Consider the following 12,707-nt stretch of genomic DNA (forward strand, 5'->3'; position numbering starts at 1 on the left):
ATTACTCTAATACTTTTCATATATAAAACTCCTAAAAGTACTGATGATGTGGTGGAGTGCCGAATAAAAGTAGTAGCAAGATTACTTGATTGTTGAATTCAAAAAATGGGTGAATTTGGGGTAAAAACTACCGCAAGCAATTTCCATATATCACAGGAGTACAATAGGTGGAAGGTAACAAAGATAATTTCGCTCCCGCGTCTATACTCACTTTGGGAATGGGCTGGTTTCCTAATACACCTGGAGGATTAGAACGCTATATTTATGATTTAATTCATCAATTAGCAGCAAATCAAGACAAAATTGAATTATGTGGAGTAGGTTTACCAACAACAGAAATAAATGCCCCAATCAAACTAACTAATTTAGCTGAACCAGATAGTGTAATTTGGCGAAGGTTGTGGAATATTCGCACTAATTTTCAAAAAACCAGAGTCAGCAAGCCAGATGCAATTAACCTGCATTTTGCATTATATAGCTTTCCGATTTTGGATCTTTTGCCCAAAGGAGTACCAATTACATTTAACTTTCATGGCCCTTGGGCATCGGAAAGTCAAGAAGAAGTAAATAATCAGATGGTGAGTGTTTTACTCAAGCGCTGGCTGATAGAAAAAAGCACTTATCAACGTTGCGATCGCTTTATCGTTCTCAGTAAAGCATTTGGCAAGATTTTACATCAACAATATCAAGTTCCTTGGCAGAAAATCCATATTATTCCTGGTGGAGTTGATATTAACAGATTTCAAGCAAATTTATCACCTCAAGCGGCGCGTAACAAATTAGGCTGGCCTGATAGCCGCCAGATATTATTTACATCCCGGCGTTTAGTGCATCGCGTTGGGCTGGATAAATTGTTGCAAGCACTCTCCATAATTAAGCCAACAATTCCTGATGTTTGGCTGGCGATCGCCGGACGGGGACATATACAAGCTGCACTACAACAACAAGCTAAAGAATTAGGGTTAGAAGACAACGTGAAATTTTTAGGTTTTCTCCCTGATGAACAACTACCTTTAGCTTACCAAGCTGCTGACTTAACAATTATGCCCAGCCAATCTTTTGAAGGGTTTGGATTAGCAATATTAGAATCTCTTGCTTGTGGTACGCCTGTTTTATGTACCCCTGTTGGGGGAATGCCAGAAATTTTATCACCATTATCACCAGATTTAATTACTGATTCTATAGAAGTTTCAGCTATTGCCGAAAAATTAGAACAAGTTTTACTAGGAAATATACTTATTCCTTCACGTGAAGCCTGTCACCAGTACGCCGCTACAAACTTTAACTGGCAGAAAATCGCCCAGGAAGTACGGGGAGTTTTATTAGGGGAAGGGGATAGGGGATAGGGGATGAGGGGGACAAGGGGGACAAGGGAGATGAGGGAGATAAATAAAAAATGCCCAATGACAAATGACAAATGACAAATATGCTAAAAATACTTTTTTTAGACCAAAGTGGTAAGCCCGGTGGGGCTGAACTTTGTTTGATAGATATTGCTAAACCCTATCGCGATCGCTCTCTTGTTGGCTTATTTGCTGATGGATCATTTAAAACTTTACTACAGGAAAATAAAATTCCTGTAGAAGTTTTAACTAATCAATCAATTTCTGTTAAAAAAGATAGTAGTTTTTTCTTAGGGTTAAACAGTTTAAAACAAATAATCCCGTTAATTATTAAAGTAGTAAAAATAGCTAGGGGATATGATTTAATTTATGCTAATACTCAAAAAGCATTAGTCATCGGCGCGATCGCTAGTTTTTTCGCCCGTCGTCCTCTGGTGTATCATTTGCATGATATTCTCTCAAAAGAACATTTTAGCCTAACTAATCGGTGGATTGCTGTTAACTTAGCTAATCATTTAGCATCTGTAGTAATCGCTAATTCCCAAGCTAGTCAAACAGCTTTTATAGAAGCGGGAGGACGTAAAGAACTGACCACTGTCATCTATAACGGCTTTGAACCCAAAATTTATCAAACCGATGAATCTGATATTAGGCAATTACAGCAAGAATTAGGACTAGTTGGAAAATTTGTAGTCGGACACTTCAGTCGGCTTTCGCCTTGGAAAGGACAACATATTTTAATTGATGCACTTGCTCAGTCTCCCCCACAAGTAACAGTGCTTTTAGTTGGGGATGCTTTATTTGGTGAACAAGATTATGTGCAACAATTGCATCGACAAATTAGGGTATTGGGACTAGAAAAACGTGTCAAATTTTTAGGATTCCGTTCTGATATTCCTCAGTTAATGGCAGCTTGTGACTTAGTTGCCCATACCTCGACTTTTGCAGAACCTTTTGGCAGAGTAATTGTTGAGGCTATGTTGTGTGGTACACCTGTGATTGCAAGTAAAGCTGGCGGTGCAATGGAATTAATCAAACCGGGGATTAACGGTTTTTTATTTCAACCTGGGGACTCGCAAGAACTAGCGCAAGTCATTACTGCTTGTCTTCATCAAAGACACAACAGTGCAACTATAGCTCATAATGCTAGAAAAATGGCTATTCAGCGATTTAATGTGTCAAATATTAATCAGCAAATTGCTCAACTTTTATCATCAAAATTTAGATAATTCGTCATTTGTCATTGGTCATTGGTCATTCGTAACTTTTGATTGTATGGGCAGAAAATTTTCAGATCACCCCACTTAGGAATTATGCGATCGCCTCCATATTTTCATATGTAAGTTCTGGGTTTTTCCAGTTGGTTTCTGCCAGAAATTCACTGAATGTAGTTAACAGTCCTGGAAATTCTGTGCGTAAATGCTGAACATCGGCTTGATAACCTTTATGGCGATACCACTGAATTAAATCGAATAGTTCTTTTTGCCAAAGTAGTAAAAAAATCCAAGCTGGTGTTTCTTTGTGGGTAACTTTTATTCCCTGCGCTTGAGAAAATGCTTCTGCCATTTGCTTAGGAGTCAGCACATCACCAGCTAATTCAATTTCTCGCCCAATGTATTGGGAGCGGTGTTTAATCACATAAGCAGCGACACGCCCCATGTCTTTAGTTGTAATCAGATGTAGGGGTTTGTTTGGTTGAATGGAAAAGGGAAAATTCCCCTTGAGGATAGAGGGGCGTGTGTATTTTTTCCAAAACTCCTCCATGAACAAGCAAGCACGCAACATGGTTGTTGGTAAGCCAGCTGAAAGGAAAATTTTCTCGACTTCATACTTTTGTTCAATATGCGGAATGCCAGAATTTCTGTCTGCACCACCTGCGGAATTGTAGACTAAGTGCTGAATATTAGCTTGTTTTGCAGCTTGTGCAACTTGTTTTGCTCTCTCAATTTCTAAAGGATCAGCTTTACTTAAATCCCCAGTGGTGGCGTGACAGTAAACAGCAGTAACTTCTGTAAAAGCTCTTATGAGAGAATCTGCATCGTCTAGGTTAGCTTCAACTAGTTCAATTCCAGCATGATTCAACTTTGATAGAGAAGGACGGTTAAGGTCTATTTTCCTAGTGATGGCACGTAGATTGGTAACGCCTTGTTCGAGAAATCCCTTGACGACATTTCCACCAGTTCCACCAGTAACGCCGATGAGCAAGACTTTACCGATGTTTGACTCTGTGCAATCGCTCTGAGATAACATTTCCTTAACCTTGAGTTCTGCGTTTAAATTAAGTTTATCCAAAGCTAGGCGAGGGCGGATAATTCACAAACTCAGCCAGTAGTTAGATACTGCTGATAATGAGGGCTGTTAAGTTTGTTGACATCAAATCAAGATAAATTGAACTCAACTATGCTGGAACAACAACCGAATGAAGACTATACTGACTTATTTGACCAATTGTGGAGTGTTACAACCGAACTCCGCCAGAAAATAGACGCTCGTTTTCAGCTACATCCAGACCCGTCTACCAATAATTTACAAAGCTACTCCAGTTTAAATGGAGAAGCGCACGGAACGCTTAACACTTTCTCTGGTTCCGAAATTGATTGGTTAGTACATTCATGGCTGCGTAATCCAAAATCAGGCTTTAGTCACATGCGCCTGATTATCTGGTTGGGACCGCAAATCAATGTTCCTCATCTCGCTTACGGGTTTGCTACATTACCACACTTGTTCTTTTACATGGATTACATCCCTCGCAGCGATTTGTTAGCTGACCTTAACTATTTGGATCGCTATTTTCAGCCAGGGAACGAGAGATATCTGGAGTTACGTAAGGATACTCAATTTGAGCAGTATATCAGTAGAAATTTGTACATTCGTCAGGCACAATCGCCGACAAATTTGTGTTGCACTAGCAAAGCAGCCAAAGAGAAACTTCCTTTGGTTCGCACCCTGGCTCATGAAATGATGGATCGTTGGCTGACTTGGGTAGATAGCGCGGAACCTGTAGCAGAAGACAAGCGTGCTGCTCTTGCTGAACGTGACTTAACTGTACTGCGTGCGATCGCAGAACGCGATCCTGACAACCAAATTGCGGTGCAGATGTTTGGCAAAGAGTTAGCAGATCAACTTGTGCGATCGCTGTGGGGTGGTGATCGTATGCTTAAGAGTGGCAGTTAAAATTTTCACTCAGCAATTATGACAGCCCACACCGATTATATAGATTCATATCGCGCCTTAGCACTGCAAGTTACCTGTCAGGCAGTTAATCAAGCAAGCGATCGCACTGAAGCTCGCTCTTTAATGCAAAATACTATTAACCGCTTAGCACAGCAAATTGCTGCCAGTATTGCTTTTATTGGCTTTGACTGTCGGTTAATTGTTTTACCAGAATATTTCCTCACGGGTTTCCCTCTAGGCGAATCTTTGGCGGTGTGGGCAGAAAAAGCCTGTTTGGAAATGAACGGTGCTGAGTATGACTCTCTCAGTAAAATTGCGCAAAAACATCGTATTTTTTTAGCAGGGAATGCTTACGAAGTAGACCCAAATTTTCCCGGATTGTACTTCCAAACCTGCTTTGTAATTGATCCATCGGGAAATCTAATCTTGCGGTATCGGCGGCTAAATTCCATGTTTGCGCCCACACCCCATGATGTATGGGATAAATATCTTGACTGCTACGGATTAGAAGGAGTTTTTCCCGTAGCCAAAACTGCGATCGGTAATTTAGCAGCTTTAGCATCAGAAGAAATTTTATATCCAGAAGTCGCACGCTGTTTAGCAATGCGCGGCGCAGAAATTTTTCTCCATTCCACCTCGGAAATTTATAGCAAAGCCTTAACACCCAAAGATGCAGCGAAAATTACCCGTGCAGTAGAAAATACTGCATACGTTGTTTCCGCCAATACAGCAGGTATCGCTAATATCCCCATCCCCGTCGCCTCTGTTGATGGTGGTTCTAAAATTATTGACCATCGCGGAATAGTCTTAGCAGAGACAACTACAGGCGAAAGTATGGCAGCCTTTGCAGAGATAGACCTAGCCGCCTTAAGACGCGATCGCAAAAGACCAGGGTTAAATAATTTACTTTCCCGCCAGCGATTTGAATTATATGCCCAAAGTTACCTCCAGTCGCAATTTTACCCACCAAACACTATGCTGGATACAGAAGTAGACCGGAAACACTTTCTGCAAACACAGCAAGCAACCATTGAACGCCTAGCCAACTTAGGCGTGATTTGATGGTAGGGGACAAGGGAGACAAGGAGGACAAGGGAGACAAGGAGGACAACATAATTATTGTCAGTTGCCTATTGCCTTCTAGACAACTGACAACTGACAACTGACAACTGACAACTGACAAATGACCAACTCAATAGATGTTCGGAATCCGCGCACGGGAAAATTTGACTATGTGATTATACCGCCGCCGCCTAAGCTGCTGGCGCAGTTATGCAATCGGCTGCGGCGGGCGCAAGTGCGTTGGCAGCAGATGGGTGTGGAAGGGAGAATAGAAGTATTACAGGAATGGAAACAAGCGATATTATCAGAACGCGATCGCTTAACTGAGGCTTTGGTCAATGATACAGGGAGATTGTCCATCTCGGAAATGGAAATTGACTCTTTCATCTCTAGCATTGATCGCTGGTGTCGGTTAGCGCCAGAACTGCTGCAAGACTCGGCCAAAAATACAGCCATTCCCTTTATTGCCTTGCAACAAACAGCCATTCCCTATCCCCTAGTGGGGGTGATTAGTCCGTGGAATTTTCCCTTATTACTATCGACAATTGATGCGATTCCCGCATTACTGGCGGGTTGTGCTGTCGTTGTCAAACCTAGCGAAATTGCTCCCCGCTTCGTCGCCCCACTGATGACAACACTTAATGCTGTTCCCAAATTGCGCGATGTTTTTACTTTTATTGAAGGAGCAGGGCAAACAGGAGCTGCTCTAATTGAATATGTAGATTTAGTCTGCTTTACAGGTAGTGTCGCCACCGGGCGAAAAGTTGCCGAAGTCGCCGCGAAAAAGTTCATTCCGGTATTTTTGGAATTAGGGGGTAAAGACCCCGCGATCGTTTTAGGATCAGCTAACTTAGACTTAGCAACATCAGCAATTTTATGGGGTGCAGTTGTCAACACCGGACAATCATGTCTTTCAATTGAGCGAATTTACGTTGCCGAAACTATATTTAATAAATTTGTTTCACAATTAGTAACTAAAGCGCAAAAGTTAAAATTAGCTCATCCCACATTTGAAACCGGAGAAATTGGCCCCATTATTGCCGAAAAACAAGCAGCAATTATTAGCGATCATCTTCTAGATGCTGTAGAGAAAGGAGCAGTAATTCACTGTGGCGGTAAAGTTGAAGAATTAGGCGGAGGTTGGTGGTGTCGTCCCACAGTGCTGACTAATGTCAACCATTCAATGAAAGTGATGACCGAAGAAACTTTTGGCCCCATTATGCCAATAATGCCATTTTCTCAAATCGATGAGGCAATTAACTTAGCTAATGACTCCATTTATGGCTTAAGTGCGTCTGTGTTTGCTGAAACAGAAGAATTAGCCTTAGAAGTTGCTCAACAAATCGAAGCAGGAGGCATCAGTATCAACGATGCTGCTCTTACTGCTATCATGCACGAAGGTGAAAAAAATTCATTTAAATTTTCCGGTCTGGGTGGGTCACGCATGGGGCCTGCGGCGTTGAAACGGTTCATGCGAAAAAAAGCTTTTTTGATCAAAACTAATTCTGCACACAACCCTTGGTGGTTTGATAATGATTAACAACAATAAATAACAAATAACAACTGTACAGACGCGATTAATCGCGTCTCTGACAAATGACAAATGACAAATGACGATATAAAGGAGTTTTCTATGTCTACAATTCGCGAAGGAATGCCCGTACTTGTTCGTCATGAAGGAGATTGGGCAGGTACGTATACAGTAGTCGATACAGCCGGAAAAATTCTCGATCACTATCAATCTCACTTAACCTGCCAATTCCCTGAAAATAGTCCCTATCCTTATTACCAAATTAATCGTTATACCTGGGCTGATGGGAAAAAAGAGGAACATCAATTTCCGGGAACATATCGAGATAAAACTCTATTCTTTGATACTGAACGCATTTTAGGTAAAGCCTGGGAAATAGACGATTCTACAGTCATATTATCGTTTTCTTATAAGACAGCACCAGAATTGTCTTTGTATGAAATGATTATAATTAGTCCTGACAATAACTATCGTGCCCGTACTTGGCATTGGTTTAAAAATCATCAAATTTACCAACGTACCCTCATCCAAGAAGAACGGTTACGGTAGATTGGTAAAGGCTCAAGAGTCAAAAAGCAATCAGCAAGATTTAAGAAAATATTTCACCCGGATATGAGGTGGTCTATGCTTTGGAACTCTCATCATTTTCTACCACACGTTGTTCATACTCAGCAATGATGCTCTTAGAGGTTGTTTGAAAAGTGGTTGGCTGTATCTTCGCACTAATCGATCCCCCCTAGCCCCCCTTAAAAAGGGGGGAAAACTTCTTAAAGTCCCCCTTTTTAAGGGGGATTTAGGGGGATCTAAAAGGTTTTGCTACCCACGACAGGACTTTTCAAACATCCTCTTAATGTCATCAGCTGCGATATTGGCTTGTTCTGATTTAGTGTAAATAGTCAGCAGAATAATACCTGTTGCTGTTTTGACATAATAAATGAGACGGTAGCCACCACTTTTACCTTTTTGAATATCGCTATTTCGGACTCGCAGCTTAAAAACTTCATAACCAATCCCAGATATCTGATCTCCAGGTAACTCTCCCCGTTCCAGTTGTTCGATTACGGGTTGTATATCAATACGAATACTACGATATTTTTTGGACAAGTTTCGTAGATTTCGATTGAAAGTAGGCGTGGCTTCGACTTGAATAAGCGGTTGCTCAGACATCCTCAAGCCCTTCCCAAAGTTGAGCCACAGGAATTGTTTGTCCGGTCATGGCTTCATGCCAAGCTTGGCGAAAATCTTCTAGAATACTTTCTTTGGATTGATCATCTTCATCGATTTCTGCTGCTTCTGGGATGAGTACAATTACTTCAACGCGACTGTTCTTATCGGTCATTAAGGGATGATCTAAAGTCAGTTGCCCATGCTCATCAATGGTTGCCATGACTTTAATTGCTTTCATGGGTACTCCCAGCGTTTAAGATTACCAATATTAATGTAATTGAATTCACCCTCTTGTCAACGAGAGAGCGATGTCTATAGCTGTACCACTCCAATACTATGAGGAGATTTTTTGGTTCCTGATTGCAGTTCAAGGGAACTTTTTTATGGCAAGTTGTTCACATATGAACTAAGTGCAACTATTATGTAGCAAGAGAATTTTTTTTCATACCATGAGTATACCATTCAGTAAAAAAAATAGTTTGATGGTAGGTTTTGCTACCTTATTACTTGTCGGTTTAACCAATAACCATTTATATGGTCAGTCAAAAACTCAACAACATCAGACTGCACAGAATGTCTCTTTTACTCAAGAAGAAAAACCCCTAACTCAACCACTTGTTTCCTTACCCTTCAAACAATCTTTTCAGCTACTCGCCACAAATTGGCTAAATATTGTGAGCGATCAACAAGCGGTTGAGCAGAATTTTAACCAGCAAAACATTCAGCCATCTGGGCAGAATTTGATATCAGCCTCTACACCCTATGCAGTTATTGATGAGTTAAAAAAATTTAAATTTAATGTTAATGGTAGTCAGGTTTTTAAGGCTGGAAAACTCCCAACTACAAAAATTAAGTTTAATCAAACAGATTTACTCACTGTTCTTGTCAATACCAGAAAATATTATCAAGACCACGGGAATGCAGACCCTGATGTTTTACGCCAAGGTATACTTGAGACTCAAGGAGTTTCGGTAGAGGATGTTCTCAAAACCTTAGATTTCATGATTGCGGTTTTACAGGAAGATATTGCCAATAATCGAGCTACTCGTTTACAAGATCCTAATTTTATTAATGCTAATTTTAAAGTCATCAAATGGTCTGCGTATAACCCCAAGAGTAGAAATCAACAGCAACTACGAATTACTAAATATGCTGTATTTACTCATGATGGTTCGCGTCAAAAAACCTCTACTTTTAACATTCCCGTTTATAGCTTAAAAGATGATTTCACTGCTGATAAATTCTACACGAGATATACAAAGCAGCAGGTATTATCAGGAATTTATGAACCAGGTGGTAAAGAATATGGCAAAGTAGAAACCCTGGCATATCTAACTCGCACTGGTTTTGAAGAAGCACTGATGGAGGGAACAATATTAATTAAGTTCCCAGATGGAACTCAGGGTTATTTCAATGTAGATAGAAGTAATGAAATACCTTATGTGAGGGGTTTAAAAGCAACAGCGCAAAAACGTTACTGGTATTTTAGAGAAGTTGACGCTATCAAAGGTTATGGATACAAGATAGATGCAAAAATATCCATCAAACCAGGAGTAACTTTTGCTGGCGATGTCCTCAATATCGGTTTGGGTAAAGTGATTGTGATTGAGCATAATGCAGGTGGACGCAAACAGCTACAAATGGGCATTATTGCTGATACAGGTGGAGCTTTTTTACCTAACCTGCATCAACTTGATTTTTTAGCAGGTATTTTTCAAAATCAAAAAGATTTTGGACGACATGTCAGCACATTACCTGAATATGCTACGGCATATATTTTGGTGAAGAAATAATGTTGAATGTTGACGGTTGACTGTTGACATCGGATTTTTTGGCGTTAGCGGAAATGTGGTGAAATATGAAAAAAACCTATTTTATTGCCTCAAAAAATAGGTTGGGTTAAACGTAGTGCAACCCAACAAAGCAACGCAAATGTTGGGTTACCCTACGGGAAGCCGCTTTGCGTCTACCTTCCTCAACCCAACTTACATTTAAGTCTCATTTTTGAGGTGTCAGATCCCCGACTTCTTCAAGAAGTCGGGGATCTTGCAGCCTATCAAAATTAATGTGGCAAAATACTAAGCTATACTCAAATTCACTTTGACAATGACATCGTTAAAATCTCCATCACCGCCATTTGCTAAATCTTCAAAGCCGAAGGTGTTATTTCCTAACAGGCGAATATGGTCAACTTTGTCAGAATTAGCGCCTAAAAATGGGAAGTAAACTGCTGGATTGTTATTCAGATTGTTATCCACAACTGCATCGGGTCTGCCATTAATAATAATAAATGGTACGAAGATAGAACCAGGTTTAAAAGTGCTATTGTAAGTTGCTGTACCTTGGTTGTTAGCTATCAAGTTAATTCCTGCAACCCGTCCACGTACCGCAGCTTGAGTGTAACCCGCTTGTCCAGGGAGAATATCTGCTACGCCATCGTTATTAGTATCAATCCCACCATTTTTATCAATAGCCTGATAAAAGCCAACAAAGTTATCAAAAGCTGCTTCGCGATTAACTACAAAATCAGCTTTGACTTGTTGCGTCACACCTCGTAAATCAATAAATTCTCCTTGGGATTGACTTTGCAAATTTGTCCCCAGAGATAATGGATCATTTGTTGTTTGAATCTTCACTACCAAATCTTGAAAGCTATTGGTATTATTCCCAGAACCATCCTCCCAAGCTAGGGAGAAGCCATCAGCGCCTAAGTCTGTAATTTTCTGTGTCGTCGTACTAGAAAAAAGTACGTTTGTAATGGGAGCAATTCCCGATTTTACAGCATCAATTGTGCTGTTTTTCACTAAATAAAATCTTAAGTTTTCACCAGAGTTGAATTCCAGCAAACTTTTAACATTGTTCGTACTAAATCCATTAGGAACTTTGGCGATCGCAGAAAAAATTACCCTAGCACGTTCTAAAGCAGCTTGCGCATAACCTGCTGCACCCGGCGCAATACCGTTAATTCTACCTTGAGCATCATCAACAACATATACCCCCAGTTCATTCACCAATTTAGAACTATGTCCTGTGAGGGTTACTTGCAATCTGGCGCGATCGCTTTCACCTTTAATAGTGAAGACATCATTATCAACAGTCTTCGCCAAGGGAATATCGTTGTCAGTAATGCTAACGTCTACAGGATTAATCGCAATGCCATTATAGTTGCCATCGGTACTGCTAGCTGTATGTTGGATAATGTCGCTGTGATTTCCTTCGACAATTGCATCATCAAAAGCTGTTACCGTCACCTCTTGTCCGATATTCCAGTTCTGTGGGGTGAAGGTGAGAGTATTTGCACTGGTTTTAGTTTGTTTCCCGTTTTTAATCGCTATCGTCACATCAGACTGGGGTTTGCTTTGGAGTACCACCGAATAGCGATCGCCTGCTCCACCTTCGCTGACTTTCGTACTACCATCAGTCTGGGTAATGGTAATACCTGCATTAGTATCGCCTGTACCATCGCTTGTATCAGAAAAGTCGAAGTCATCTGCTGTCAGACTATTAGCTTGGACATTCCTTAAAATCCCTAATTCTTTTAACTCACCATTAATTGTGGCTTTAATCGATGTATCCGGCCCTGGTTGACCATTGACCAAGATTTGCTCTATTTTTAAATCTTGGAATCTCTGCACCTCTGGGATGCCAGCAATGATAACTTTATCTTCACTCTTAGTAAAATCGAATACTTCTACAGGCACATCTGGAACCGCAGCACTAGTAAGATAAAAGCGGTCTCTCCCCGTATAGCCTGTAAACTGGCTGCCGTTTATACCCGCGAATAGTGAATCATCACCAGCACCACCAAATAAGCGATCGCTATTTAATCCCCCAATCAGCCGATCATCGCCAGAGCCACCCTCTAGGCTATTGTTACCTGTAGGATTGGATGCATTGAGAAAATCATTACCAGCACCGCCATCGAGTTTGTTATGACTACCCTCGACAACAAAAAGGCGATCGCTTTCTTCGCCACCTTCCAGGATATTAAAGCCTACACTCCCGACAGCAAATAAATCATCTTTGCCAATACCACCTCTTAAAGTATCGTTATTGTTGCCAAAAAGTCGGTCATTACCAGAACAACCATCAAGCAAATTATTACCTTGACTGTTGGAGGAATCGAGTATGTCATCTCCTTCAAAACCAAATAATTGATCATCTTTTTGAGCATATAACTCATCTTGATTTGCAGTTCCGTTGATAATCATAAATTATGTTTTTACCTAGACCATATTTTGAGACACAAATTTTCTCCAAATGGTTTAAGTGCTAATTTTTAGCTTGATACCATTTAGAGGTAGATATTTTTTATCTTTTAAGAGATATTTTTTGGGGCTGATAACTATATTCTTACAACATTTTTTAACGTAGTATTTTATCTATTTACAAATAATCTCAGGTAAGTTTATAAGGTTTTGATTAAGCGC

At 40.4% G+C, this 12,707-nt stretch carries 11 protein-coding genes; 7 read left to right on the plus strand and 4 right to left on the minus strand.

The window, feature by feature from the left end:
• The first annotated feature begins 167 nt into the window (after window positions 1–167).
• Both AACU32_RS16470 and AACU32_RS16475 read left to right on the plus strand, forming a co-directional pair.
• Window positions 168–1,346, plus strand: coding sequence for a glycosyltransferase family 4 protein (locus tag AACU32_RS16470; protein WP_339377973.1), 1,179 nt, complete (start codon window positions 168–170; stop codon window positions 1,344–1,346).
• Between the two features lie 71 nt (window positions 1,347–1,417).
• Window positions 1,418–2,572 carry a glycosyltransferase family 4 protein gene (locus tag AACU32_RS16475; RefSeq protein WP_339377974.1) on the plus strand — a complete coding sequence of 385 codons (1,155 nt, stop codon included), beginning with the start codon at window positions 1,418–1,420 and terminating at the stop codon, window positions 2,570–2,572.
• Between the two features lie 82 nt (window positions 2,573–2,654).
• Here the strand turns inward: AACU32_RS16475 and AACU32_RS16480 are convergent, their stop codons facing one another.
• Window positions 2,655–3,593 carry an NmrA family NAD(P)-binding protein gene (locus AACU32_RS16480; RefSeq protein WP_096601230.1) on the minus strand — a complete coding sequence of 313 codons (939 nt, stop codon included), beginning with the start codon at window positions 3,591–3,593 and terminating at the stop codon, window positions 2,655–2,657.
• A 150-nt stretch (window positions 3,594–3,743) separates the two neighbouring features.
• On the opposite strand from AACU32_RS16480, the gene AACU32_RS16485 reads away from it, so the two are divergent.
• The 4 genes from AACU32_RS16485 (at window position 3,744) to AACU32_RS16500 (ending at window position 7,659) form a co-directional block, all read left to right on the plus strand.
• Window positions 3,744–4,517 carry a red chlorophyll catabolite reductase gene (locus AACU32_RS16485; RefSeq protein WP_096601232.1) on the plus strand — a complete coding sequence of 258 codons (774 nt, stop codon included), beginning with the start codon at window positions 3,744–3,746 and terminating at the stop codon, window positions 4,515–4,517.
• Window positions 4,518–4,535: 18 nt separating this feature from the next.
• On the plus strand, window positions 4,536–5,579 hold the full coding sequence (locus tag AACU32_RS16490; protein WP_096601234.1) for a nitrilase-related carbon-nitrogen hydrolase: 1,044 nt from the start codon (window positions 4,536–4,538) through the stop codon (window positions 5,577–5,579).
• A 121-nt stretch (window positions 5,580–5,700) separates the two neighbouring features.
• Window positions 5,701–7,119: an aldehyde dehydrogenase family protein gene (locus AACU32_RS16495; protein ID WP_096601236.1), complete on the plus strand. Its 1,419-nt coding sequence runs from the start codon at window positions 5,701–5,703 to the stop codon at window positions 7,117–7,119.
• Between the two features lie 93 nt (window positions 7,120–7,212).
• Window positions 7,213–7,659 carry a DUF3598 family protein gene (locus AACU32_RS16500; protein ID WP_096601238.1) on the plus strand — a complete coding sequence of 149 codons (447 nt, stop codon included), beginning with the start codon at window positions 7,213–7,215 and terminating at the stop codon, window positions 7,657–7,659.
• Between the two features lie 267 nt (window positions 7,660–7,926).
• Here AACU32_RS16500 and AACU32_RS16505 read toward each other — a convergent pair whose 3' ends face one another.
• On the minus strand, window positions 7,927–8,277 hold the full coding sequence (locus tag AACU32_RS16505; protein WP_096601240.1) for a type II toxin-antitoxin system RelE family toxin: 351 nt from the start codon (window positions 8,275–8,277) through the stop codon (window positions 7,927–7,929).
• Entirely contained in the window at window positions 8,270–8,515 is a 246-nt protein-coding gene (locus AACU32_RS16510) for a type II toxin-antitoxin system RelN family antitoxin (protein ID WP_096601242.1), read from the minus strand. The genes AACU32_RS16505 and AACU32_RS16510 overlap by 8 nt, the downstream gene beginning before the upstream one ends.
• A gap of 211 nt (window positions 8,516–8,726) precedes the next feature.
• On the opposite strand from AACU32_RS16510, the gene AACU32_RS16515 reads away from it, so the two are divergent.
• Entirely contained in the window at window positions 8,727–10,070 is a 1,344-nt protein-coding gene (locus AACU32_RS16515) for a hypothetical protein (RefSeq protein ID WP_096601244.1), read from the plus strand.
• Between the two features lie 285 nt (window positions 10,071–10,355).
• On the opposite strand, the gene AACU32_RS16520 is transcribed toward AACU32_RS16515, so the two are convergent.
• Window positions 10,356–12,488: a DUF4114 domain-containing protein gene (locus tag AACU32_RS16520; RefSeq protein WP_096601246.1), complete on the minus strand. Its 2,133-nt coding sequence runs from the start codon at window positions 12,486–12,488 to the stop codon at window positions 10,356–10,358.
• Window positions 12,489–12,707: the final 219 nt, after the last annotated feature.

The sequence above is a fragment of the Calothrix sp. NIES-2100 genome (assembly GCF_963875285.1).
Lineage (GTDB): Bacteria > Cyanobacteriota > Cyanobacteriia > Cyanobacteriales > Nostocaceae > Aulosira.

Bases quoted from the DNA above. Each gene is read 5' to 3' on its own strand.
- AACU32_RS16475 (WP_339377974.1), top strand. From the start codon at position 1,418: ATGACAAATATGCTAAAAATACTTTTTTTAGACCAAAGTGGTAAGCCC.
- AACU32_RS16480 (WP_096601230.1), bottom strand. From the start codon at position 3,593: ATGTTATCTCAGAGCGATTGCACAGAGTCAAACATCGGTAAAGTCTTG.
- AACU32_RS16485 (WP_096601232.1), top strand. From the start codon at position 3,744: ATGCTGGAACAACAACCGAATGAAGACTATACTGACTTATTTGACCAA.
- AACU32_RS16490 (WP_096601234.1), top strand. From the start codon at position 4,536: ATGACAGCCCACACCGATTATATAGATTCATATCGCGCCTTAGCACTG.
- AACU32_RS16495 (WP_096601236.1), top strand. From the start codon at position 5,701: ATGACCAACTCAATAGATGTTCGGAATCCGCGCACGGGAAAATTTGAC.
- AACU32_RS16500 (WP_096601238.1), top strand. From the start codon at position 7,213: ATGTCTACAATTCGCGAAGGAATGCCCGTACTTGTTCGTCATGAAGGA.
- AACU32_RS16505 (WP_096601240.1), bottom strand. From the start codon at position 8,277: ATGTCTGAGCAACCGCTTATTCAAGTCGAAGCCACGCCTACTTTCAAT.
- AACU32_RS16510 (WP_096601242.1), bottom strand. From the start codon at position 8,515: ATGAAAGCAATTAAAGTCATGGCAACCATTGATGAGCATGGGCAACTG.
- AACU32_RS16515 (WP_096601244.1), top strand. From the start codon at position 8,727: ATGAGTATACCATTCAGTAAAAAAAATAGTTTGATGGTAGGTTTTGCT.
- AACU32_RS16520 (WP_096601246.1), bottom strand. From the start codon at position 12,488: ATGATTATCAACGGAACTGCAAATCAAGATGAGTTATATGCTCAAAAA.